The sequence below is a fragment of the Variovorax sp. PEI5 genome, assembly GCF_056679935.1.
Window position 1 is genome coordinate 339,026 of sequence record NZ_JBWXPH010000003.1, and the last position, 22,004, is coordinate 361,029.

22 protein-coding genes are annotated in these 22,004 nt (G+C 71.2%); 7 read left to right on the plus strand and 15 right to left on the minus strand.

Annotated features, from left to right (window positions below):
- Positions 1 to 48: 48 nt before the first annotated feature.
- Genes AC1MLT_RS21025 through AC1MLT_RS21040 form a run of 4 tightly spaced genes read right to left on the minus strand, consistent with a single transcriptional unit; the run spans position 49 to position 4,908 of the window.
- Positions 49 to 927 (minus strand): alpha/beta fold hydrolase, encoded by an 879-nt coding sequence (locus AC1MLT_RS21025; RefSeq protein WP_481036230.1) that lies wholly within the window; start codon positions 925 to 927, stop codon positions 49 to 51.
- Between the two features lie 11 nt (positions 928 to 938).
- On the minus strand, positions 939 to 3,026 hold the full coding sequence (locus AC1MLT_RS21030) for an acetate--CoA ligase family protein (RefSeq protein ID WP_481036432.1): 2,088 nt from the start codon (positions 3,024 to 3,026) through the stop codon (positions 939 to 941).
- A 44-nt stretch (positions 3,027 to 3,070) separates the two neighbouring features.
- Positions 3,071 to 3,883, minus strand: coding sequence for an enoyl-CoA hydratase/isomerase family protein (locus AC1MLT_RS21035; RefSeq protein WP_481036232.1), 813 nt, complete (start codon positions 3,881 to 3,883; stop codon positions 3,071 to 3,073).
- A gap of 26 nt (positions 3,884 to 3,909) precedes the next feature.
- Complete coding sequence (locus AC1MLT_RS21040; RefSeq protein ID WP_481036233.1) at positions 3,910 to 4,908, minus strand: tripartite tricarboxylate transporter substrate binding protein; 999 nt, start codon at positions 4,906 to 4,908, stop codon at positions 3,910 to 3,912.
- Positions 4,909 to 5,075: 167 nt separating this feature from the next.
- Between AC1MLT_RS21040 and AC1MLT_RS21045 the strand changes: the two genes are divergently transcribed.
- The 5 genes from AC1MLT_RS21045 to AC1MLT_RS21065 all read left to right on the plus strand — a co-directional run bounded on the left by AC1MLT_RS21045 (position 5,076) and on the right by AC1MLT_RS21065 (position 9,580).
- Positions 5,076 to 5,879 (plus strand): IclR family transcriptional regulator, encoded by an 804-nt coding sequence (locus AC1MLT_RS21045; RefSeq protein WP_481036235.1) that lies wholly within the window; start codon positions 5,076 to 5,078, stop codon positions 5,877 to 5,879.
- A 219-nt stretch (positions 5,880 to 6,098) separates the two neighbouring features.
- Entirely contained in the window at positions 6,099 to 6,290 is a 192-nt protein-coding gene (locus AC1MLT_RS21050) for a CsbD family protein (RefSeq protein ID WP_481036236.1), read from the plus strand.
- Positions 6,291 to 6,474: 184 nt separating this feature from the next.
- Positions 6,475 to 7,953: a helix-turn-helix transcriptional regulator gene (locus AC1MLT_RS21055; RefSeq protein ID WP_481036237.1), complete on the plus strand. Its 1,479-nt coding sequence runs from the start codon at positions 6,475 to 6,477 to the stop codon at positions 7,951 to 7,953.
- On the plus strand, positions 7,946 to 8,296 hold the full coding sequence (locus tag AC1MLT_RS21060) for a hypothetical protein (RefSeq protein WP_481036238.1): 351 nt from the start codon (positions 7,946 to 7,948) through the stop codon (positions 8,294 to 8,296). The genes AC1MLT_RS21055 and AC1MLT_RS21060 overlap by 8 nt, the downstream gene beginning before the upstream one ends.
- Before the next feature lie 90 nt (positions 8,297 to 8,386).
- Positions 8,387 to 9,580, plus strand: coding sequence for a GAF domain-containing sensor histidine kinase (locus tag AC1MLT_RS21065; protein ID WP_481036239.1), 1,194 nt, complete (start codon positions 8,387 to 8,389; stop codon positions 9,578 to 9,580).
- A 64-nt stretch (positions 9,581 to 9,644) separates the two neighbouring features.
- Here AC1MLT_RS21065 and AC1MLT_RS21070 read toward each other — a convergent pair whose 3' ends face one another.
- The 11 genes from AC1MLT_RS21070 to AC1MLT_RS21120 form a co-directional block, all read right to left on the minus strand.
- A complete protein-coding gene (locus tag AC1MLT_RS21070) occupies positions 9,645 to 10,634 on the minus strand; it encodes a Bug family tripartite tricarboxylate transporter substrate binding protein (RefSeq protein ID WP_481036241.1) in 990 nt (329 codons plus the stop codon).
- A 17-nt stretch (positions 10,635 to 10,651) separates the two neighbouring features.
- Entirely contained in the window at positions 10,652 to 11,383 is a 732-nt protein-coding gene (locus AC1MLT_RS21075; protein WP_481036242.1) for an L-threonylcarbamoyladenylate synthase, read from the minus strand.
- Positions 11,384 to 11,611: 228 nt separating this feature from the next.
- Positions 11,612 to 12,310, minus strand: a complete 699-nt coding sequence (arsH, locus tag AC1MLT_RS21080) for an arsenical resistance protein ArsH (RefSeq protein WP_481036433.1) — start codon at positions 12,308 to 12,310, stop codon at positions 11,612 to 11,614.
- Between the two features lie 4 nt (positions 12,311 to 12,314).
- Complete coding sequence (gene arsC, locus AC1MLT_RS21085; protein ID WP_481036244.1) at positions 12,315 to 12,746, minus strand: arsenate reductase (glutaredoxin); 432 nt, start codon at positions 12,744 to 12,746, stop codon at positions 12,315 to 12,317.
- A 70-nt stretch (positions 12,747 to 12,816) separates the two neighbouring features.
- Positions 12,817 to 14,103, minus strand: coding sequence for an arsenic transporter (locus AC1MLT_RS21090; RefSeq protein WP_481036246.1), 1,287 nt, complete (start codon positions 14,101 to 14,103; stop codon positions 12,817 to 12,819).
- A 66-nt stretch (positions 14,104 to 14,169) separates the two neighbouring features.
- Complete coding sequence (locus AC1MLT_RS21095; protein WP_481036248.1) at positions 14,170 to 14,493, minus strand: ArsR/SmtB family transcription factor; 324 nt, start codon at positions 14,491 to 14,493, stop codon at positions 14,170 to 14,172.
- Between the two features lie 46 nt (positions 14,494 to 14,539).
- Complete coding sequence (locus tag AC1MLT_RS21100; RefSeq protein WP_481036250.1) at positions 14,540 to 15,742, minus strand: MFS transporter; 1,203 nt, start codon at positions 15,740 to 15,742, stop codon at positions 14,540 to 14,542.
- 101 nt (positions 15,743 to 15,843) lie between these two features.
- Positions 15,844 to 16,296: a type 2 periplasmic-binding domain-containing protein gene (locus AC1MLT_RS21105; RefSeq protein WP_481036251.1), complete on the minus strand. Its 453-nt coding sequence runs from the start codon at positions 16,294 to 16,296 to the stop codon at positions 15,844 to 15,846.
- The gene (locus tag AC1MLT_RS21110; protein WP_481036252.1) at positions 16,293 to 17,636 is read right to left on the minus strand and encodes a hypothetical protein; all 1,344 of its coding nucleotides are present in this window, start codon (positions 17,634 to 17,636) and stop codon (positions 16,293 to 16,295) included. Before AC1MLT_RS21110 ends, AC1MLT_RS21105 begins: the two co-directional genes overlap by 4 nt.
- A gap of 89 nt (positions 17,637 to 17,725) precedes the next feature.
- Complete coding sequence (locus tag AC1MLT_RS21115) at positions 17,726 to 18,733, minus strand: Bug family tripartite tricarboxylate transporter substrate binding protein (RefSeq protein WP_481036253.1); 1,008 nt, start codon at positions 18,731 to 18,733, stop codon at positions 17,726 to 17,728.
- 11 nt (positions 18,734 to 18,744) lie between these two features.
- Positions 18,745 to 19,710, minus strand: a complete 966-nt coding sequence (locus AC1MLT_RS21120; protein ID WP_481036254.1) for a Bug family tripartite tricarboxylate transporter substrate binding protein — start codon at positions 19,708 to 19,710, stop codon at positions 18,745 to 18,747.
- Between the two features lie 258 nt (positions 19,711 to 19,968).
- Between AC1MLT_RS21120 and AC1MLT_RS21125 the strand changes: the two genes are divergently transcribed.
- Positions 19,969 to 20,889 (plus strand): amidohydrolase family protein, encoded by a 921-nt coding sequence (locus tag AC1MLT_RS21125; protein ID WP_481036256.1) that lies wholly within the window; start codon positions 19,969 to 19,971, stop codon positions 20,887 to 20,889.
- A 71-nt stretch (positions 20,890 to 20,960) separates the two neighbouring features.
- A complete protein-coding gene (locus AC1MLT_RS21130) occupies positions 20,961 to 22,001 on the plus strand; it encodes a porin (RefSeq protein ID WP_481036257.1) in 1,041 nt (346 codons plus the stop codon).
- Positions 22,002 to 22,004 lie beyond the last annotated feature (3 nt).

Genomic DNA, 22,004 nt, shown 5'->3' on the forward strand with positions numbered 1-22,004 from the left:
GGGGTTGACGGTTGGAGGGCGATGGCGCGCGGGACGCCCCGCGATGGGTCAGGCCGGGTCGTGCGCCAGCCAGTGGGCGAGGCGCTCGTTGACCCGCGCGGCCTGTTCGTATTGCACCCAGTGGCCGGCATCCGCCACGATCTCCAGGGCGCCCGGCGCCGGGCGCGCCGCGTGCGCGACCGCCAGGGCGGCCGGGTCGGCGGTGACGTCGTGCTCGCCCCACAGCATCAGCAGCGCGCCGCGATGGCCGGCCAGCACGTCGTGCAGGCCGCCGGCGCGCGAGATCTCCTTGCTGCGGAAGCGGGTGCGCAGGCAGGCCTGCGTGTGGAGCGCCAGCGCGAGCGGGTCGATCGCCGCCGGCTCGGCGCTGAGCATGTGCATGGCCAGGTTGTGGCGCATGACCGCCTCCAGCGCGGCGGCATCGCCGGATTCCGCCGCCGGCTTCCAGGCCCGCAGGGCGCCGCGCGGCCGGCGCCGGCCGCCGTGGCCGCCCGGCCCCAGCAGGGCCAGCCGTTCGACCCCCGCGCGCGCGGTCGCCAGGTGCGCGGCGACCAGGCCACCGAAGGAGAAGCCGACGACGTCGACCGCGGTGCGCGGACCCACCAGCTGGTCGAGCGTGGCCGCCAGGGGCCGCACGACGCCCGCCAGGCCGTCGTCCGGCGCCGCATCGTCCGAATCGCCATAGCCGGGCAGGTCGGGCACCCAGACCTCGCGTTGCCGGGCCAGCGCCTCGACATTGCGGATCCAGTGCGCCCAGCTGCCGTGGCCGCCATGGATCAGCACCAGGGGCCGGCCGGCACCGAAGCGCCGCCAGGCGACGTCGCGGCCCGCCCACGCGACCCGCCGATGCCCGGCCAGGGCGTCCACCCGCTCCAGCTCCGATGCCGCCGTCGCCGCCACGGGCCGCGGGTCCGTTCCGAGCGTCATGGTCGCCACGCTCAGGCCGCGGCCAGCACCGCGACGCCATCGGCGGCGCGCACGCCCTGCCCCTCGGGCAGCACGAAGACCGGATTGATCTCGGCCTCGACCAGGCGCTCGCCGAGCTGTGCGGCCATGCCGGAGAACGCCACGATGGTCGACACCAGCGCCTCGACATCGGCCTTGGGGCGGCCCCGGAAGCCATCGAGCAGCGGCCAGGTCCTGAGCTCGCGCAGCATCTCCAGGGCCTGCTCGCGGCCGAGGGCGCCGGTGGCCGGCAGCAGCCGCATCGTCGTGTCCTTGAACAGCTCGGCGGTGACGCCGCCCATGCCCAGCAGGATGGCGGTGCCCAGCGGGTCGCGGTGCATGCCCAGGATCATCTCGGTGCCGCCGGCGACCATCTCCTGCACCAGGAAGCGGTCGGGCACGAGGCCGGACTTCCGCTGCACCTCGGTGGTCATCGCCGTCAGCCGCGCGCCGACCTGGTCGGCGGTGAGGTTCACCGCCACGCCGCCGACGTCGCTCTTGTGCGTGATCTCGCCGGACAGCACCTTGAGCACCACGCGGCCGCCGAAGGCCCCGGCCGCCGCCTCGGCCTCGGCCGGGGTCGACACCACGGTCTCGCGGGCGCAGGGGATGCCGAAGCGCGCGAACAGCTGCTTGGCCTCGGCCTCGTCCAGCGATCCGGCGCGCACGTCGGCCACGTCCACGGCGTCGCCGACCGGTGCCGCCGCGTGCTCGGTCCAGCGCGTGCGGCGCAGCATGCCGTCGAGCGCCACGGTGCAGCTCTCGGCCGCCGCGAAGGCCGGCACGCCGGCCTGCGTGAGGATGGCGCCGACCTCGGGCGCGTGCGGGCTGACGTAGGCGATCACGGGCTTGTCGCTCGAGGGCAGGCAGTCGCGGATGGCGTTGGCCATCAGCTCGGGCATGGCCAGGCTCGACGAGCCGACGATGATGGTCAGCGCGTCGTAGCTCGGGCTGTCCAGCAGGGCCCGGATGGCGCCGCGCAGCAGGTCGGGCTGCAGGCCGGCGAGCGTGACGTCGATCGGGTTGCGGTCGAGCGCGGCATGGTCGCCGGTCTGCAGGGCGCGCAGGCGCGCGGCCGTCTCGGCATCGGGCGGCGGGGTCTCGAAGCCCGAGACGCCCAGGCTGTCGGACACCAGCGTGCCGGCGCCGCCGGTGGAGGTCAGGATGGCGACGCGATTGCCGCGCAGCACGCGACCGGTGGCCAATGCCGCCGGGATGTCGAGCAGGTCGCCGAAGCTCTGCGCGCGGATGATGCCGACGTCCGCGAAGAGCGCGTCGTACATGCGGTCGGCGCCGGCCAGGGCGCCGGTGTGCGAGACGGCGGCGCGCGCGCCGGCCTCGGAGCGGCCGATCTTGAAGGCCACGACGGGCTTGCCCGCGCGCGCCGCCTTCAGCGCGGCGGCGCGGAACTTGGCCGGATGGCGCACGCTCTCGACATACAGCGCGATGACCCGCGTGTCGGGATCGTCGGCCAGGTGATCGACGAAGTCGGCCAGGTCCAGGTCGACCTCGTTGCTGGTGGAGATCAGCTTGGACAGGCCGATGCCGCGCGGCGCGGCGCGCGAGAGCAGCGCCCCCAGGATGCCGCCGCTCTGCGACACCACGCTGATGCCGCCGACCGGGAAGTGGTCCATCTCCAGCGCGCCGCTGGCCGACAGCACGATGCCATCGGTCAGGTTGACCAGGCCAATCGTGTTGGGGCCCAGGATGCGCATGCCGCCGGCGGCCTCGATGAGCTGCTGCTGTCGGCGCGCGCCCTCCTCGCCGGTCTCGGTGTAGCCGCTGGCCAGCACGATGGCGGCGGCCGTGCCGCGCGCGGCCAGGTCGCGCACCGCCAGGTGGGCGCGCTCGGCGCCCAGCAGCACGATGCCGACGTCGGGCGTGGCGGGCAGCGAGGCGATGTCCGCATAGCACGGCAGGCCGCCGATGGTCTCGGCGCGCGGGTTGACCGGATAGATGTCGCCGGAAAAGCCATGCTTGCGCAGGTAGGCCACCGGGCGGCCGGCGGTCTTGGTGGCATCGGCGGAGGCGCCGATGATGGCCACGCTGCGTGGCTTGAGGAGTCGGGCGATGGCATCCATGGCGTGGCTCTCGTCCAGGTGCTCGATGTCCGTGCGGTCGTTCATCACTTGGACTCCTTGCGCGCCGCGCTCTTGGCCAGGAAGGCCATCACCGACTCGCGATGCTCGGTGCTGGTGTAGCAGATGCCCTGGGCCTGGCTGCCCTGGGCGAAGACCTGGTGGGCGGACATCTCGAAGGTCTGGTTGAGGATCGTCTTGCCCAGGGCCAGCGCCGTGGCCGAGCCCTGGGTCATCTCGGCGGCCCATTGCCGGGCCTCGGCCACCAGGCCGTCGGCATCGGCGCGGCGGTCGGCGATGCCCAGGCGCAGGGCCTCGTCGAGCTCGACCTTGCGGCCGGTGAAGATCAGTTCCTTGGCCTTGGCCAGACCGACGCGGCGCGGCAGGAAGTACATGCCGCCGCCGTCGGGGATGATGCCGCGATGGATGTACGACCAGGTGAAGCTGGCCGCATCGGAGGCGATGATGAAGTCGCAGGCCAGTGCCGTGTCGGCGCCGAGGCCCGAGGCCGCGCCGTTGACGGCCGCGATGGTCGGCTTGGGCATGGTGTGCAGCAGCGACTGCGTGTGGTGCACGCGCTGCTGGCGGCTCCAGCCGTTGAAGCCGACCTCGCCCTGCGGCGCGTTCATGCGGCGTTCCATGCCGGCGACGTCGCCGCCGGCGCAGAAGCCCTTGCCGCGACCGGTCAGCACCAGGGCGCGGATGCCCTTGTCGTAGGTCACGTGTTCGAGCGCGGCGATGAATTCGCTGCGCATGTCGTCGCTCATGGCATTGCGCTTGTCGGGGCGGTTCAGCCACAGCGTGGCGATGCCGTCGTCGACTTCCAGCTCGACCAGGGTGGTGTTCAGGGGATGGGTCATGGGGTGCTCCTCGGGATGTCTCGGGTTCAGTCGTTGGTGATGTTGTTTTCCTTGACCACCTTGCGCCAGCGCACTTCCTCGCCCTTGACGTACTTGTCGAAGTCCTGCGGCGAGCCGCCATTGATGATCAGGCCCTCGCTCTCCACGCGCTTCCTGAAGGCATCGGTCTGCACCGCCTTCTTCGCCGCCGCGTTGAGCCTGGCGATGACATCGGCGGGCGTGCCCGCCGGCGCGTAGAGCCCATACCAGCTGTCGGCCACATAGCCCGGCACGCCGCTCTCGGCGATCGTGGGCACCTTGGCCAGCGCCGGCGTGGGAGAGCGCGTGGCGGTGGTCACGGCCAGCGCGCGCAATTTGCCGCTCTCGACGAAGGTGCCGACCGCCGCGGCGGTGGCGAACATCACGTCGACCTGGCCGCCCAGCACGTCGGTGATGGCCGGGCCGGCGCCGCGATAAGGGATGTGGGTGATCTGGGTCTTCGTCAGGTTCTTGAACAGCTCGCCGGCCAGATGCGCCGAGGTGCCCGCGCCCTGCGAGGCGAAGGACAGCTTGCCGGGATTGGCCTTGGCCGCGTCGATCAGGTCCTTGACCGACTTCAGCGGGCTCTCCGCGCGCACCACCAGCACGTTGGGCGAGACGCCCACCAGCATGACCGGCGCAAAGGCTTTCTCGTAGTCGTAGGGCAGCTTGTTGTGGATGCTCGGGTTGACCACGTGGGCCACCGTCGCCATCACCAGCGTGTAGCCATCGGCCGGGCTCTTGGCGACCGCGTCGGTGCCGATGATGGTGCCGGCGCCGGGCTTGTTGTCGATGATCACCGGCTGGCCCAGCTCCTGGCCCATGGTGATGCCCATGGTGCGGGCCACCAGGTCGGTGCCGCCGCCGGGCGCGAAGGGCACCACGATCTTCACCGGCTTGTCGGGGAAGGCGGCTTGCGCCGGCACGGCGGCGAGCGTGCCCAGCGCGAGGGCGAGGGACAGGACGAGGGGCTGCCTGGCGCGGGCCAGGAACGAGAAACGCTGCATGGATTTGTCTCCGGATGGCGGGTCGGGATGAAAACGGTTTCGAGGGCGGCGTTCGGCTCTTCTCCTCGGTCAGGGGAGCTTAGGCACTCGGCCGCCCGGAAGCAGCCCCCCGATTCCACTGGCTGGAAAGGCCTGTTAAGCTGGCCCCTGGCCGCCATCTGCCCGCGATGTCAGTTCCCACCGATCCATCCACGCGCCGCGCGCACCACGAGGACCCGATGCTCAACCGGTCGCTGGTGCGGGGCGTCGAGATCCTGCGCGCCTTCCGGCCCGGCGCCGACCTGCTGGGCAATGGCGAGATCGCCGAGCGCACCGGCCTGTCGCGCGCCACCGTCAGCCGCCTGACCCAGACCCTGGTCGACACCGGCCTGCTCGAGCACGATCGCGGGCAACGGGCCTATCGCCTCGCGGCGCCGGTGCTGAGCCTGGGCCACGCCATGCGCGCGGGCTCGCCGGTGCTGGCGGCCCTGTCGCCGCCGATGCGCGCGCTGGCGGAGCGGCTGCGCATCAATGTCGGGCTGGCCTTGCCGGACCGCGACGAGATGGTCTATCTGGAATCGGTGCGCTACAACCGCCGCGTGGCATTGCGCCACGTGGTCGCCGGCCAGCGCGTGCCGATGGAGCTGACCTCGCTGGGGCGCGCCTACCTCGCCATCGCGCCGGCCGCGCGGCGCGCGGCGCTGCTGGCGCAGTTCGCGGCCCGGCGCGGCGACGATGGCGAACGCATCGCGCGGGAGATCGAGGCCGCGCGCGTCGGCGTGGCGGAGCGCGGCTACTGCATGGCGTGCTGGCAGCCCGACGTGGTGGCACTGGCCACGCCGCTGGTCACGCACGGGCGTCCCGTCTATGTGCTCAATGTCAGCGTCACCACCACCGTGGCGGCGGCCGAGATCGAACGGGAACTCGGCCGCCCGCTGATGCGGCTGCGCGAGCAGGCGGTGGCCGCGCTGGCCGCCGATCGGCCGTCCTGAGACGTCGGGCGCGGACGTCGGCCGAGGGTCGCTCCGGGCATCGGGCCATCGCCTACGCGCGTGGAGCTTCCAACGACAGGAAATGGTTCAAATGCACTACGCCACCTAGTGCATCTGCGGGCAGCGGGCCGGTCGATCCTTGCTTAACCTCCAAGGGTCGAGATCGACGCCAATGCCCCATGCATCCACGCTGCGGGGCTCATTTTCCGGAGCGAATGCATGAACCAGAACACGGCCGAGGGCCAATTGAAGGAAGTCAAGGGTTCCATCAAGGAGGCGCTGGGCAAAGTGGTCGGCAGCGACAGCCTCGAAGCCGAGGGCGCGACCGAGAAGGTCGTCGGACGTGCCCAGAAGGAGACCGGCAGGAGGCAGGACGCCGCTGGCGACGCTCTCGGGAAGACGGCTCCATAGGCCCGCCCCACGGCGTTCCCCCGCCACCCATCCATCCGAAGGCTCGCGCGCACCGGAAGACCCGGGCGTCGGCCGGTCCACGATGGCCGACGCCGGCCCGCGCGACCTGATTCCCAGACCCCCAGACCCATGCGGCATCCGGCACGACCCGCGAGTCACCGGCCGGAACCTCCGCCCCCATCCCATGACCGATCACGCCCTGCAAGGCAACGCCGACCGCCGGCAGTTGCAGCAAATCATCGCCGGACTGACCGAGGGTGTGATCCTGGTCGAGCCCGACCAGACGATCCTGTGGGCCAACGAGGCGGCATTGACGATGCATGGCGTGACGCGCGTGGACGACCTGGGCCGCGACGTCACCCAATACCGCCAGCGCTTCAAGCTGCGCTATCGCAACAACCATGCGCTCGAGCATGGCCGCTATCCGATCGAGCGCGTGATCTCGGGCGAGCGGTTCACCGACGTGGTGGTCGAGGTCTACCTGGCCACCGACCCGGCCGCGAGCTGGGTCCACCGGGTGCGCAGCCTGGTGCTGACCGATGCCGAGGGCGAACCCGACGTGCTGGTGCTGATCCTGCACGATGCCAGCGAATGGGCCGAGGCCGAACGGCGCTTCGAACGCGCGTTCAACGCCAATCCGGCGCCGGCGATCATCTGCAGGCTGAGCGACCAGCGCTACATCAAGGTCAACCGCGGCTTCCTGGACATGACCGGGCACGAGAGCGACGATCTGCTGGGGCACACAGTCTACGAGTTCGACGTCTTCGAGGGCGCGCAGCAGCGCGACGTCGCCATCGAACGGCTGAGCCAGGGCGAGACGATCCCGCAGATGGAGGCCGAGCTGCGCCTGCGTGGCGGCCGCAAGCCGGTGGTCGTCGCCGGCCAGCCGATCGAGATCGGCGAGGAGCCCTGCATGCTCTTCACCTTCGTCGACCTGGAGCCGAGGCGTCGCGCCGAGACCTCGCTGCGACTGAGCGAGGAACGCTTCCAGAAGGCCTTCCGCATGCTGCCGGTGCCCAGCGCGGTGCTGCGCGCCGACGACATGCGCGTGCTCGACGTCAACGAGGCGTTCTGCATGGCCATGGATTGCCGGGCCGAGGACCTGATGGAACCCCGGAGCGCCCGCGTGGCGTCCTGGCTCGATCCGTTCCTGGGATCGCTGGCGCAGCATCTCGCGCGCCGCGTCAGCTGCCGCAACCTCGAACTGACGATCGGGACGGGGCGGCGCGAACCCATCGAGTGTCTGGTGTCGGCCGAGCGCGCCTCGCTCGACGACCAGACCTGCATCCTGGTGACCTGGCTCGACATCACCGAGCGCAAGCGCTCCGAGGTCGAGCTGGTCACGGCCATCGAGAGCGTGCTGCAGGACACCTCCTGGTTCAGCCGGTCGCTCGTGGAGAAGCTGGCCAACGTCAAGCAAGGCGGCGACCAGGCCGTCAAGGCCGAACTCGACGACCTGACGCGGCGCGAGCAGCAGGTGCTGGAGGCCCTGTGCCGCGGCCAGGCCGACAAGGAGATCGCGCAGCAGCTGGACGTGGCGCTGGGCACGGTGCGCAACCACGTCGCCAGGATCTACGCCAAGCTGGGCGTCCACAGCCGCAACGCGGCCCTGCTCTGGGCCCGCGACCGGGGCCATTTCACACCTTCCAGACGCCATGACTAGGACCCTCGCCATCGCATCCGCCACCCTCGCCGTGGCCATGCTCACGGGTTGCGCCTCGCAGCGCATCGCCAGCGCCCTCGAGCGCTATGGCGTGCCGCCGGAACAGGCCGGCTGCGTCGGCGACAGCCTGTCGCAGCGGCTGTCGTTCTCGCAGTTGCGGGCCCTGGACCGCGCGGCGACGAGCTATCGCGAGCTCGATCGTGGCCGCGCATCGCTCACCCTGTTCGACCTGGCGCGCGTGGCCCTCGAACTGCGCGATCCCGTCATTCCGCTGGAGATCGTGCGCGCGGGCGTCGCATGCAGCGTGCTGCCCGCCGGGTCAGCGCCCGGTCGGTCGCGCTGACGGCGCCGCCGCCAGGCACCCCCCACGCGAGGGGTGCGCCACCTAGAATGCCCCCTCCATGCCTTCCAGCGCGCAAAGGACGTCACGCCGATGAGTGAAAGAGCCGAGGACATCGAGCGCGACGTTGCCGCCATCGCTCGCATCGACGCCGTGCCCGCGCTGCTCCAGTTCATCTGCCAGTCCACCGGCATGGGTTTCGCCGTGGTCGCGCGGGTGACGGAGGACCTGTGGACCGTCTGCGCCGTCGAGGACAAGCTCCAGCTGGGGCTCGCACCGGGCACCTCGATCGACGTGCACACCACGCTGTGCAAGGAATCACGGGCCCTCCAGCAACCCATCTTCATCGACCAGGTCAGCGCCGACCCGGTCTACTGCCGCCATCCCGGCCCGGCGCTCTACCAGATCGAGAGCTACGTCACGGTGCCCATCGTGCGCCAGGACGGCCGCTACTTCGGCAACCTCTGCGCCGTCGATCCCCAGGCCCGCCAGATCTCCTCGCCGCAGACGCGCGCCATGTTCACCATCTTCGCCGACCTGATCGCGATGCAGCTGGACAGCGAGGACCGGCTGCAGGCGGCCCAGGTCGCGCGCCTGGACGAGAAGGCCGTCTCCGACCTGCGGGAGCAGTTCATCGCCGTGCTGGGACACGACCTGCGCAATCCGCTGTCGGCCGTCAGCACGACGGCGGAACTGCTGATCCGGCGTCCCGAACCCGACGTGGCGCGGCTGGGTTCGCGCCTGAAGACCACCAGCCGCCGGATGGCCAAGCTGATCGACGACGTGCTGGACTTCGCCCGGGGGCGTCTGGGCACCGGCATCGGAGTCGACCTGGAGATCGAGCCCGACATGACGCAGGCCCTGCTCGACGTCGTCGATGAATTGCGCCAGGCCCATCCCGAGCGCGAGATCCAGGCGGACCTGCGGATCCACCAGGCGCTGCGCTGCGATCGGGGCCGCCTGCAGCAGCTGCTGTCCAACCTGATCGGCAACGCCCTCTCGCACGGCACGCCGAGCGGCCCGGTGGTGGTCTCCGCCGTGGTCGAGGGCGACGCGCTGGTGCTGAAGGTCGCCAACAGCGGCGATCCGATCAAGCCCGAGAACCTGTCGCGCGTGTTCCAGCCCTACTGGCGGCCCAACACCAGCAAGCCCGGTGGCGGCCTGGGTCTGGGGCTGTACATCTGCACCGAGATCGCCAAGGCCCATGGCGGCAGGATGGAAGTGGCCTCGTCCGCCGCCGCCGGCACGGTCTTCGGCGCGCGCCTGCCGATCGTCGCGAGGCCTTGAGGCGGATGCGCGGGCGCGGGTCGGGCCCCACGCTCGCGCCATCCGGTCGACGTCGCCCGCAGGCTCAATCGGCCCGGATCCCCATCTTCCGGATGATCCGCCCGTAGTACGCCGTGTCGCGCCGGACCACGGACGCCAGCTGGTCGGGCGTGCCGCCGGCGGGTTCGAAGCCCTGCGCCCGCAGGGTCCTGGCGACCTCGGGGTTGGCGAGGGCGGCGTTCAGGGCCTCGTTGAGCTTCCTCACGATCGCCGGGGGCGTGCCCGCCGGCGCGAAATACGCCAGCCAGCCGACCGCCTGGAAGTCCGGCAGGCCCGACTCGTGGAGCGTCGGCACGTCGGGCATCTGCGGCGAGCGGCGCAGGCCGCCGCTGCCGATCGCCTTGACCTTGCCGGCCTTGATGAAGGGCAATGCGGTCGAGACGCTGATGAAGAACAGCTGCACCTCGTCCGCGCTGGTGGCCAGGATGCCGGGATTGCCGCCCTTGTAGGGCACGTGCACCAGCTGCAGCCCGGCCTGGTCGCGCAGGATCTCCATGGAGAGATGCTGCGGCGAGCCGATGCCCGTCGAGGCGTAGTTCAACGCCCCCGGCTTGGCCTTGGCCAGCGCGATGACGTCCTTGATGTCGGTGGCCGCCAGGTTCGGGCTGGCGAGCAGCACGTTCTCGAGCGTCACGCCCAGGATCACCGGCGCCAGGTCCTTGGCGACGTCGAACGGGACCTTGGCATAGAGCTGCGGATTGGTCGCGATGGAGGACTGGTCGACCAGCAACGTGTAGCCATCGGCCGGCGCCTGGGCGACGGCGGCGCCGCCGAGCATGCCGGCGGCGCCGGGCCGGTTGTCGATCACGACCGTGGTGCCCAGCTGGCGGCCGAGCTCGGTGCTGACGACGCGGGCGAACAGGTCGGTGCCGCCCCCGGCGTTGTAGGGGACCACGACCTTGATGGTCCTGTGGTCCGGATAGGCGGCCTGCGCCTGCGCGGCGCCCGCGTGCAGCAGCCACAGGCAGGCCAGGCCCAGGACGGCGCGCGCCGTCTTCCCGATCTTTTCTCGCATGGTCGTCCTCCGTCGTCTCAGACCAGGCTCATCGGTCCGGAGCTCGGCCGGTCCGGCAGGCGCAGGTCGAACTCGCGCGCGAGCAGCGCCTGGATCTGCTCGTAGCAGCAGCCGAAGCGCAGCACGCGACGCGTGCCCATCTCGAGGATGGTGCTGCCCACCAGCCATTCGTTGGCGTGCTTGCAGATGCCGTGGTCGACATTGAGGTCGACCTGCTGCAGCACCTCGGGCTCGATGTCCTGCAGGGCGAACTTGTTGCCCGTCAGCGAGCGGTTGGCGGAGGACCCCATGAGCGGCACGCCGGCATCGAAGGAGATGCGCGCGAGTTCGGCATGCAGCGCGCCGGCGTTGAGCAGCAGGTCCATGGTCGGCCCCTTCGTCGCGCGGCGCAGCGCGCCGAATTCGGTCGTGCGCAGGAAGTCGTGGTCGGCCCGGTACGGCGCGACGATCGACAGCGGCAGGTCGTGGTCGCGGATCACGCAGCTCACGAGGTCCTTGTCGGCCTGCGAGGTCTCGGCCAGCTCCGAGAAGATGTCCCAGTTGCCGATGACCCCATTGGGCTTGGCCGAACTGCGGTTCTTGATCTCGTAGATGCGTTCGACCGCGCGCGCCGTGTGCGCGAAGATGGCATACGAGACATCGAAGGGCATGATCGCCACGCCGCCGGCGCGCATGATGCCGAAGATCTCCCGCGCTTCGACGCGCAATGCGTCGCCCTGTGGCACCTGGCCAGTTCCAATCTGCTTCATCCGGTTGTCCTCATGGTTCTTTGATCGACGTCGTGGAGCGATCCACGAGATCGGGGGCGCAAAGACCATGCCATCGGAAGCCGGATCGCAAGTGCTTCATTCCATTGGGTTTTCCGCCGGAACGTCGCGCGCGGTGTCGCGTCGCGTGTCGCAGGGGTCGCGGCGCGACGACCCATGCGACGCTCCCATGCCGCGCGAGCGCCCGCCCCGGGCCCGCGCGGCGACCGCTCAGAGGCCGCGCTGGTTGACGCGCCTGGACAGCGCCTCCGCGCTCTCGAGGCGCTCGCTGTAGCGGTCGACCAGGTAGTCGGCGCCATCGCGCGTGAGCAGCGTGAACTTGACCAGTTCCTCCATCACGTCGACCACCCGCTCGTAGTAGGACGAGGCTTTCATGCGCCCGTCCTCCTCGAACTCCAGGAAGGCCTTGGCGACGGAGGACTGGTTGGGGATCGTGATCATGCGCATCCAGCGGCCGAGCACCCGCATCTGGTTGACGGCATTGAAGGACTGCGAGCCGCCCGAGACCTGCATCAGCGCCAATGTCTTGCCCTGCGTCGGCCGGACCGATCCGATGGCCAGCGGGATCCAGTCGATCTGCGCCTTCAGGATGGCGCTCATCGCGCCATGGCGTTCCGGCGAGGTCCACACCATGCCCTCGGCCCATTGCGCCGACTCGCGCAGCATCCGCACCTTCGGATGGTCGTCCGGCGCGGCATCGGGCAGCGGCAGGTCGCGCGGGTCGTGGATGCGCGTCTCGCAGCCCAGCGCGCGCAGCAGGCGCGCGGCCTCCTCGGTCAGCAGGCGGCTGTAGCTGCGCTCCCGCAGCGAGCCGTACAGCAGCAGGATGCGCGGCGGATGCGTGGCGCGCGGCTCGGGGAAGAGGCGCGCCGGATCGGGCCGCTGGAACTGGGCGGCATCGACGTGCACGAGTTCAGGATCGAGCGACACGCCGGCCCTCCGCGTCGATCACGGCTTCGCCGTCCTCCTTGGCAAACGCGCCGCGCTGCGGCCCGGGCAGGATGTCGAGCACCGCCTCCGAGGGCCGGCACAGGCGCGTGGCCCGGGGCGTGACGACGATCGGGCGGTTCATCAGGATCGGGTGCCGCGCGATCAGGTCGATCAGTTCGGCGTCGCTCCACTTCGGGTCGTCCAGGCCCATTTCGTCGTAGGGCGTGCCCTTGCGGCGCAGCACCTCGCGCACCGGCACGCCCATGTCGGCGATCAGCCGTTCCAGGGTGGCGCGGTCCGGTGGCGTCTTCAGGTACTCGACGATGACGGGTTCGGTGCCGGTGTTGCGGATGAGCGCGAGCACGTTGCGCGAGGTGCCGCAGGCGGGGTTGTGATAGATCGTGATGTCGCTCATGGTGGCTATGTGGATCGGAAGGATCGGAAGGATCGGGTGGAGGGTCGAGAAGGACGGAGGTCGCGATGCTTCAGCCCGCGCCCAGCCGCAGCGCCAGCGCGGTCAGCGTGAGGGCCAGCACCGGCACGGTCAGCACGATGCCGACCCTGAAATAGGCGCCCCAGGTGATGGTCGTGCCCTTGCGGGCCAGGACGTGCAGCCACAGCAGCGTGGCCAGGCTGCCGATCGGCGTGATCTTCGGACCCAGGTCGCAGCCGATCACGTTGGCGTAGATCATGGCCTCCCGGATGGCGCCGGTCGCGCTCGTCGCCTCGATGGACAGCGCGCCGATCAGCACCGTGGGCATGTTGTTCATGACCGAGGACAGCAATGCCGTCAGGAAGCCGGTGCCCAGCGCGGCGCCCCACACGCCACCGCGCGCGAAGACCTCGAGCAGCTGCGCGATGCGGTCGGTCAGGCCGGCATTGCGCAAGCCATAGACCACCAGGTACATGCCCAGCGAGAAGACCACGATCTGCCAGGGCGCCCCGCGCAGGACCTTGCGGATGTCGATCGCCGGGCCGCGCGCGGCCACGGCCAGCAGCAGGGCCGCGCCGGCGGCGGCCACGGCGCTGACCGGCACGCCCAGCGGCTCCAGCGCGAAGAAGCCCACCAGCAGCAGCACCAGCACGACCCAGCCGGCGCGGAACACGGTGCGGTCCCGGATCGCGCTGGCGGGCGCGCCCAGCGCCGCGACGTCGTAGCGCGCCGGGATGCCGCGCCGGAAATACAGCAGCAGCATCACCAGGCTCGCGAGCACCGAGGCGACATTCACCGGCGCCATCACGGCCGCGTAGTCGCCGAAGCCGATGTCGAAGAAGTCGGCCGAGACGATGTTGACCAGGTTGGAGACGACCAGCGGCAGGCTGGCGGTGTCGGCGATGAAGCCCGCCGCCATGACGAAGGCGAGCGTGGCGGCCGGCGTGAAGCCCAGCGCCACCAGCATCGCCATGACGATCGGCGTCAGGATCAGCGCGGCGCCGTCGTTGGCGAACAGGGCCGAGACCGCCGCGCCCAGCAGCACGATCAGCGCGAACAGCCAGCGTCCGTGCCCGCCGCCCCAGCGCGCGACATGCAGCGCCGCCCACTCGAAGAAGCCGGCCTCGTCGAGCAGCAGGCTGACGATGATGATGGCGATGAAGGTGGCCGTCGCGTTCCAGACGATGCCCCACACCACCGGCACGTCGGCCGGCTGCACGACGCCGGTCGCCAGCGCCAGCGCGGCGCCGATGGCGGCGCTCCAGCCGATGCCCAGGCCGCGCGGCTGCCAGATGACCAGCACCAGCGTGCCGAGGAAGATGAGGAAGGCGGTCGGCATGGGAGGGTCGGGACGAGCGAGGGAGAAGAGGAAGAACGGGTGCGGGCGGGCGGGCGGGTCGGCGGATCAGCCCTCGCAGGCCGGCGCGCCCGGCACGGCGCAGGGCCGGCCCTGGCAGCAGTTCTCGGTGAGATAGCCGAGCAAGGCGTTCATGCGGTCGAACGACGCCCGGTAGATCAGGTTGCGGCCCTGCCGCTCCTGCGACACCAGGCCGGCGTTCGCCAGTTCCTTGAGATGGAAGGACAGGCTCGTCGACGGCAGTTCCAGGGCCTCGCCGAGCGCGCCCGGCGTGAGGCCCTCCGGACCCGCGACGACGAGCGCGCGGAACATGCGCAGGCGGCTGGGCTGGGCCAGCGCGGCCAGTGCCTTGACGACGGTTTCTGTTTCCATAGTTCAATTATTGTTGAAATATGGGAGGCCCGCCAGCCGCGTCGCTTCAGGCGCGGGAGACGGCCGCGCTCCGGCCGGAGCGCACGAGGACGATGGCGCACAGCGCCAGGACCAGTGCCACAGCCAGGAAGCCGGCCCGGTAGCTGCCGAATCCTCCCGCGACGGCGCCGAAGATCGCCGGCCCCAGGACATTGCCCAGGAAGGTGATCGCCAGGGTGCCGCCGGTGGCGATGCCGGCCTGGTCCTTGGGCGCGGCGCGCGCCACCTCGGACAGGTAGACGCCATTCCAGCCGATCGCCGAGGCCCCGAAGACGAACAGCACGGCCGCGACCACGGCGACCGGCACGACCGCGTGCAGCAGCGCGGTGGCCAGGGCGGAGGCGCTCATCAGCACGGCCAGCACCACCAGCATGCGGCGCGCGCCCAGCCAGCGGTCGGACACGTACCCCCACCAGACCCGGCCCAGCACGCCGCCCGATTGCGAGATGGCGAAGATGGCGCCGGCGGCCACCAGGCCCTGCCCCAGGTCGCTGGTCAGGTAGGTCACCGCATAGGCCGTGAGGGCGAGCTGGGCGAAGGCGAACACGAACGAGCTGAGGGCGAGCAGCCGCAGCGGCGGGTGCCGCATGACCAGCCGCACGGGCTCCAGCAGCTGGCCGAGCGCCAGCCGGCGCCCGATGTCGCGATCGGCATCGAATCGCTGCCGCAGGGTCTGGGCGCCCCAGGCGCACAGCACGCACAGCAGCGCGACGCAGAGGATGGCGGACTGCCATCCGACGACCACCTGCAGGCCCGGCACCAGGACGCCGGCCAGCACGCCGCCCAGCGGCACGCCGGTCTGCTTGACCGAGAACACGAGCGCGATGCGATGGGCCGGCGTGGTGCGGGCCAGCAGGTGCGAACTCGCCGGCGTGATGGGCCCGTAGCCCAGGCCCACGAACATCGCGCCCAGCGCCAGCGTCCAGAGCGACGCCAGGGTGCACAGCACCAGTCCCGTGGCGCACAGCAGCAGGCTGATCTGGCTGACGCGGATGCTGCCGTAGCGCGCCGTCGCGGTGCCCGAGGCCAGGCTGGCGAAGATCGCCGCCGCATAGGCCACCGAGACGAACAGGCCGACATAGGTGACCGAGATGCCGAGGCTCTGCGCCACGCGCGGCGCCACCGAGGGAACGGCCAGGACCGCCGCCGCCACCATCGCCTGGATCGCCAGCGTGATGATGAGGGGGGTCCATCTGTGGAGGGGCGCCATGGGGAGGGATCTCGATCGAGTGCCGTGGAGGGGGCTCGATTGTGCGCAGGGTGGTGGACCGCCCCGTGGCCCCGTGGCCCCGCGGCGCCGTGGCGCCGGCGTCAGGGCAGGCGCAGCACGACGCGCACGGCGGCGCCGGTCGGTTCCTGCGTCAGGTAGCCCACCGCGCTGGGATCGGCGCGCAGCCGCTGGATGATGGCCGCGTCGTCGCCCAGTGCCGGCGGTGGCTGCACCTGGCCCGTGAAGTGCAGGCGCGCCCAGTAGCTGTTGATGCGGGCCATGTCCATGCCGGTGAGCGTCTGGTAGAAGTCGGCCCGGGCCGCGCTGTCGCGGGGCTGGTCGAAGGGCGTCGCCGGCTCGCCGCCGGGCCAGGTCCGGGTCCGCCCGGTGTAGATCGCCAGCAGGTCCTTCTGGGTCAGGGCCCGTATCGCGCTCTGGGCCGAGACCACCACGTACAGGGTGTCGGCCGCCAGGGCCGCCGCCGGCGCCCCCGCGAGCAGCAGCGAGAGCATCAGCGCAGGGATCCTGCGGCGCGAGAGGATGGTGCGCATCATTGTCCCCATACGAAGTCCACCAGCACCGACACCAGGGTGCCCCGGGCGCCCCGGCTGTCGGCGAAGCGCCAGCCCGCCGCGCCATTGGAGCGGACGTCGAATCGATCGACCTGCAGCTTCAGCGCGGCATTGGGCATGAAGTCCCAGCGCAGTCCCACCCCGAGGGTGCTCTGGTCGAAACGGAAATTGTCGCCCGCCGCCGCCGCGATGCCGACCAGCGCCTGCGCGGCCTGGGCGTCCTCGGCACCGAGGAAGGGTGTCGCCGGCCCCGCCAGGTCGGGCGCGGTGAAGGCCGGCTTGTCGGGCTTCACGCGGCTGGCGATGCCATAGTAGGTGAAGGCACCCGAGCGGTAGCCCGCGCTGACATAGGCGCGCCGGGCACTCAGCGGACTGCGCGGCACCCGCAGCTGGCTGCCCTCGGCGGTGAAGGTCCAGGAGCCCGTCTCGTATTGCGCCGCCAGCGCCCAGTAGCTGGAGAAACCGCCGTTCCACAGGTTCTGGCTCAGGTCGTCGAGCGCGCCGGCGAGCCCGGGCACCGGCAGCTGGCCGAGCTGGCCCAGCGCGTCGCGCAACGGGCCGACGCCGGCGCCGGTGTCGACCTGCAGCCGGCTGCGCAGGTAGCTGCCCTTGAGCAGCAGCCCGCCCTCCTCGCGCGTCAGGCCGAAGGCCCAGGTGTCGCGCCCCTTCATCTTCACGCGTCCGCCATTGACATCCGTCACGCTGGTCTGGACCGAGCCGGCGGACAGCCGGGCGCGCCAGGTCGATGCCTCCGTGAACCAGCGCTGCTCCAGGTCGGCGCCATCGACGGAAGCCAAGGGCACGAAGCCATAGAAGTCGACCGGCGGGCGGGCCCATGGCAGGGCGAAGCCGACATTGCGGCTGTCGGCGAACAGGAAGATGTCCGGCGCGACGCGGCCGATGCGCAGTCGCGTGTCGGGCAGCGGCCGGTAGCCGACATGGGCCCACTCGATGCTCTCGACGGCCGGCGTGCCCGATGGCTTGGGCAGCAGGACGCCCTGGATGCCGGCTTCCCACCGGGTGCCGGGATTCCAGTTGAGCTGCAGTCCGGCGCGCGAGTCGGGCGCGGCGCTCAGGCGCGAGCTCGCGCCGAGCTGCGTGCTGTTGCGCACGAAGCCCCACTCGTGGCCACCCGACTGCTGCACCGCGCCCAGGGTGCCGAAACCGCTCACGCGCCAGGGCGAGTCGAGCGAAGCCGTGGAGCGTTCCTGCGCCAGGGCCAGGAACGGGAGGGTCGCCGCCGCGACGGCGAGCACGGCCGCCGTCGAGCGCGATCGCCGGCCGCCCGGCACGCGCCCGGAGGACGCCTGAGAGAGATGCATGTCATTTCCAAGGTTGCGTTCACATGGAACTCCCTGGTCTTCGGCATGTCCTCGGCAAAGTTGAGAGTGATCGCTTCCCTCGGCCGCAATCAGTCGGCCTTGATGTTCGAGGCCTTGACGATCCGGCCGTTGCTCTCGTACTCGGTGGCGATGGACCGGGCGAAGTCCGCCGCCGTGCCGCCCGTGGGCACGTTGTCGGTCGCGGTCAGCCTGGCGCGCAGTTCCGGCGATTTCAGCGCCTTGTCGATCTCGGCGTTGTAGCGCGCGGCGAGCGCGGCGCTCAGGCCCGCCGGCGCGAAGACGCCGAACAGCGAGGACAGGTTGGCCGCCGGATAACCCAGTTCGGCCAGCGTCGGCACCATCGGCAGGCTCTCCAGCCGCGCCGGGGCGCCGACCGCCAGCGGCCGCATCCGGCCGGCCTGGATGTGCTGGGACAGCGTGGCGCCGGCGTTCGTCGAGAGGATCTCGAACTGGCCGCCCAGCGCGTCGTTCATCTGCTGGCCGCCGCCCTTGTAGGGCACGTGCGTGACGTCGATGCCGGCGGCGGCGCGCAGCTGCTCCAGCATGATGTGCCCGAGCGAGGCCTGGCCGGAGGTCGCCCAGCGGATCGCTCCGGGACGCGCCCTGGCCTCGGCCAGCAGCCCCGCGAAATCCCGGGCCGCGCTGGCGGGCGTCGCCATCAGCAGCACGGGCGAGTACATGACGCTGGCGATCGGCTGGATGTCCTTGCGCGCGTCGTAGGGCAGCCGGCCGAGATGCGGGCTCAGCACCAGCGGGCTGATGGCCGAGAAGCCGAGCGTGGCGCCATCCGGCGCGGCCTTGGCGACGGCATCCATGCCGATGGTGCCGCTGGCGCCGGCGCGGTTCTCGATCACCATCGTGATGCCGAGCTGGGCGGAGAGCCGGTCGGCCAGCGCGCGGGCGATGGTGTCGCTCACGCCGCCGGCGGGATAGCCGACGATCATGCGGACGGTGCGGGGCGGGGTCGGCGCCGTCGGTGCCGTCTGCGCCACGGCGCCGAGGGCGGTGGCCGAGGCGGCCACGGACAAGGCGACGCGCAGGAGCGCGCGGCGCGGGAATCCTCCATTCGTTGGCATCGTGGTCCTCCTCAGTCGAGTTGCAGCTTGCGCTCGCGGATCAGCCGGGCCCACTTCTCGTTGTCGGCCTTCACGAAGGCCGAGAAGGCGGCCGGACCCTGCGGGTGGACCTCGGCGCCGGCGCCGGCGAACTTGGCGCGGATGCCGGGCTGCGCGAGCACCTGGGCGAGTTCGCGCGACAGTCGCTCGACCACCGGAGCGGGCAGGTTGGCGGGGCCGACCAGCCCCTGGAAGCCCACGGCCTCCATGCCGCCCAGGCCCAGCTCGCCGACCGTCGGCACGTCGGGCAGCTGGGGATCGCGCTTCGGCCCGGTCACCGCCAGGGCCTTGAGCTTGCCGCCGATGACCTGCGGCAGCACCACGCTGCCGGCGTCGATCAGGATCTGCGTCTGGCCGCCGATCAGTTCCTGGATCGCCGGCGCGCTGCCCTTGTACGGCACGTGCGTCATGTCCAGGCCGGTCACCTGGTTCATCAGCTCGCCATTGAGATGGGTCGAGGTGCCGGCGCCGCCGGAGGCGAAGTTCACCTTGCCCGGCTGCGTGCGGGCCCAGGCGACGAACTGGCGCAGGTCGGCCGCCGGATGGTCGACGCGGGTCACCGCGATGTAGCTGCCCTGGCTGATCTGGCCGATGTAGGTGAACTGCTTGAGGGGATCGTAGGGCGGCCTGGCCTGCAGGTAGGGCGCGATGGCGAAGGGCCCGGTGTTGGCCAGCAGCAGCGTGTAGCCATCGGGCGCGGCGCGCGTCAGCTCGGTCGCCGCGATCATCCCGCTCGCGCCGGGCTTGTAGTCGATGACGACATTGGTCTTCAAGGCGTCCTGCAAGGGCACCTGCACCGTGCGGGCGGCGAAGTCGATGCCGCCGCCGGGCGGATAGCCGACGATCAGCCGGATCGGCTTGGAGGGATAGTCCTGCGCGGCGGCGAGGCCGCCGACGGCCAGGAGCGCGATGGCGGCCCAGCGGAGTCTGGTTGTCATGGGGTGTGTCGTCCTTGGTGTCTGGATGTCCGATGGCGGCGCCCGGTCGCGCGAGGGAGGTCGGGCGCGCATCGGGCGATGCGCGGGCGATTGTCCCGGATGCGCCGATGGCCGGCGCGCGGCGGGCCCGGCCCGCCGGGCGCCGGGCGCCGAGCGTGCGACCGCGTTATGCGCTTTTGCGATAACTCGTAGATGGACAACCCGCTTTCGCATGGGGCCGCCAGCCGACAAGATGCGGCAACTCCCTGGAAAGCAGACATGTCCTTCGACAAGACCCCGGGCTGGCTGGACTTCCATCCGGCGCCCTCGATCCCCTCGTTCCAACCGCCGCCCGGCGCGGTCGACGCGCATTGCCACGTCTTCGGTCCGGGCGCCGTGTTCCCCTATGCGCCCGAGCGCAAGTACACGCCCTGCGATGCCGGCAAGGAGCAGCTCTTCGCGCTGCGCGATCGCCTGGGCTTCGAGCGCAACGTCATCGTGCAGGCGACCTGCCATGGCAGCGACAACCGCGCGCTGCTCGATGCGCTGGCGACGGCCGGCGACCGGGCGCGCGGCGTGGTGACGCTCGCCCCCGACGTCAGCGATGCCGAACTGCGGCGCATGCACGAGGCCGGGGTGCGCGGCGTCCGCTTCAACTTCGTCAAGCGCCTGGTGGACTTCACGCCCCGGGAGGACCTGCAGCGGATGGCCGAACGCATCGCCCCGCTGGGCTGGCATGTCGTGGTGTATTTCGAGGCGGTCGACCTGCCCGAGCTGTGGGACTTCTTCGTCACCCTGCCCACCGTGGTGGTGGTGGACCACATGGGCCGCCCCGATGTCGGCCTGCCGGTGGACGGTCCGCAGTTCGAGCTGTTCGTGCGGCTGATGCGCGAGCATGCCAACGTCTGGAGCAAGGTCAGCTGCCCGGAGCGCCTGAGCATCACCGGACCGAAGGCGCTCGATGGCGAACGCGAGGCCTATCGCGACGTCGTGCCGTTCGCCCGCCGCCTGGTCGAGACCTTCCCGGACCGCGTGCTGTGGGGCACCGACTGGCCGCACCCCAACCTCAAGGACCACATGCCCGACGATGGCCTGCTGGTCGACGTCATCCCCCACATCGCGCCGACGCCGGCCCTGCGCCAGGCATTGCTGGTCGACAACCCGATGCGGCTGTACTGGGACGGCCGGAGCGCGACCTGAGCGCTCGGGGCCGCCCTCGTCCGGCCCGTCGCGGCCGAGGCATCGATCGAACGACACAGGAGAGACACTGGATGCAGAAGCGGGTGGGAACCATCGCGTCGCTGTGCGCGCTGGTCGCGGGTGGCGCGTCGCTGCCGGCGGCGGCGCAACAACAGGGGGGCCCGGCCGGCACGGTGTCGGCCTATGGCGTCATCGACGCCTATGTCGGATCGGTGCGGCGCAGCGACCAGCCCGGCCGGGCCACGGTGCTCAACAGCGGCGGCCTCACCACGTCCTATTTCGGCTTCCGGGGCAACGAGGACCTGGGCGGCGGACTGCGCGCGTTCTACGTGCTCGAGAGCTTCCTCCAGGCCGACACCGGCATCGCGGGCCGCACCACGGCCGATCCCTTCTTCTCGCGCAACGCGCTGGTCGGCCTGGCGAGTCGCCAGGGGGCCCTGACACTGGGCCGTCAGACCAATCCGCTGTTCGTGGCGACCGGCAACTTCAACCCCTTCGGCCTCTCGGCGAACCTGGCGCCGGTCATGCTGCAGGTGTGGAGTCCGGCCTACGACCGCACCGTGCTGGGCGACAGCGTCTGGGACAACGCGCTGCAGTACTCGATGCCGAGCCTGGCCGGCTTCACGGCATCCGCGACCTACGGCTTGGGCGAGCGCACCGACACCACGGGCGTGCGCAACGTCAACCTGACGGTGAACTACGCGCGCGGTCCGTTCGCGGCCGTGCTCTCGGCCCAGCAGGTGAAGTACGGCCCCGGCGTGGTCGCGCCCATCGGCAGCGAGAAGGCCTCCATGGCCGGCCTGTCGTGGGACCTCGCCTTCGCCAGGCTGTTCGGCCAGTACTTCCATACCGACACGCCCGCGACCTCCCTGGTCACCCGGACCACCCAGCTGGGCGTGTCGACGCCATGGGCCGGCGGCACGGTGATGGCCTCGGTGGCCCGGACCCGGCGCGACTCGCCGACCGTGGAGGCCAGCCGCACCACGGCCGCGCTGGGCTACGACCATTTCCTGTCGAAACGCACCGACCTCTACGGCGTCTACCTGTCGGACCGCGCGAGCGGCTTCACGCGCCGGAACTCGCTGGTGGTCGGCATCCGCCACCGCTTCTGATCC

Bases quoted from the DNA above. Each gene is read 5' to 3' on its own strand.
- AC1MLT_RS21025 (WP_481036230.1), bottom strand. From the start codon at position 927: ATGACGCTCGGAACGGACCCGCGGCCCGTGGCGGCGACGGCGGCATCG.
- AC1MLT_RS21030 (WP_481036432.1), bottom strand. From the start codon at position 3,026: ATGGATGCCATCGCCCGACTCCTCAAGCCACGCAGCGTGGCCATCATC.
- AC1MLT_RS21035 (WP_481036232.1), bottom strand. From the start codon at position 3,883: ATGACCCATCCCCTGAACACCACCCTGGTCGAGCTGGAAGTCGACGAC.
- AC1MLT_RS21040 (WP_481036233.1), bottom strand. From the start codon at position 4,908: ATGCAGCGTTTCTCGTTCCTGGCCCGCGCCAGGCAGCCCCTCGTCCTG.
- AC1MLT_RS21045 (WP_481036235.1), top strand. From the start codon at position 5,076: ATGTCAGTTCCCACCGATCCATCCACGCGCCGCGCGCACCACGAGGAC.
- AC1MLT_RS21050 (WP_481036236.1), top strand. From the start codon at position 6,099: ATGAACCAGAACACGGCCGAGGGCCAATTGAAGGAAGTCAAGGGTTCC.
- AC1MLT_RS21055 (WP_481036237.1), top strand. From the start codon at position 6,475: ATGACCGATCACGCCCTGCAAGGCAACGCCGACCGCCGGCAGTTGCAG.
- AC1MLT_RS21060 (WP_481036238.1), top strand. From the start codon at position 7,946: ATGACTAGGACCCTCGCCATCGCATCCGCCACCCTCGCCGTGGCCATG.
- AC1MLT_RS21065 (WP_481036239.1), top strand. From the start codon at position 8,387: ATGAGTGAAAGAGCCGAGGACATCGAGCGCGACGTTGCCGCCATCGCT.
- AC1MLT_RS21070 (WP_481036241.1), bottom strand. From the start codon at position 10,634: ATGCGAGAAAAGATCGGGAAGACGGCGCGCGCCGTCCTGGGCCTGGCC.
- AC1MLT_RS21075 (WP_481036242.1), bottom strand. From the start codon at position 11,383: ATGAAGCAGATTGGAACTGGCCAGGTGCCACAGGGCGACGCATTGCGC.
- arsC (WP_481036244.1), bottom strand. From the start codon at position 12,746: ATGAGCGACATCACGATCTATCACAACCCCGCCTGCGGCACCTCGCGC.
- AC1MLT_RS21090 (WP_481036246.1), bottom strand. From the start codon at position 14,103: ATGCCGACCGCCTTCCTCATCTTCCTCGGCACGCTGGTGCTGGTCATC.
- AC1MLT_RS21095 (WP_481036248.1), bottom strand. From the start codon at position 14,493: ATGGAAACAGAAACCGTCGTCAAGGCACTGGCCGCGCTGGCCCAGCCC.
- AC1MLT_RS21100 (WP_481036250.1), bottom strand. From the start codon at position 15,742: ATGGCGCCCCTCCACAGATGGACCCCCCTCATCATCACGCTGGCGATC.
- AC1MLT_RS21105 (WP_481036251.1), bottom strand. From the start codon at position 16,296: ATGATGCGCACCATCCTCTCGCGCCGCAGGATCCCTGCGCTGATGCTC.
- AC1MLT_RS21110 (WP_481036252.1), bottom strand. From the start codon at position 17,636: ATGCATCTCTCTCAGGCGTCCTCCGGGCGCGTGCCGGGCGGCCGGCGA.
- AC1MLT_RS21115 (WP_481036253.1), bottom strand. From the start codon at position 18,733: ATGCCAACGAATGGAGGATTCCCGCGCCGCGCGCTCCTGCGCGTCGCC.
- AC1MLT_RS21120 (WP_481036254.1), bottom strand. From the start codon at position 19,710: ATGACAACCAGACTCCGCTGGGCCGCCATCGCGCTCCTGGCCGTCGGC.
- AC1MLT_RS21125 (WP_481036256.1), top strand. From the start codon at position 19,969: ATGTCCTTCGACAAGACCCCGGGCTGGCTGGACTTCCATCCGGCGCCC.
- AC1MLT_RS21130 (WP_481036257.1), top strand. From the start codon at position 20,961: ATGCAGAAGCGGGTGGGAACCATCGCGTCGCTGTGCGCGCTGGTCGCG.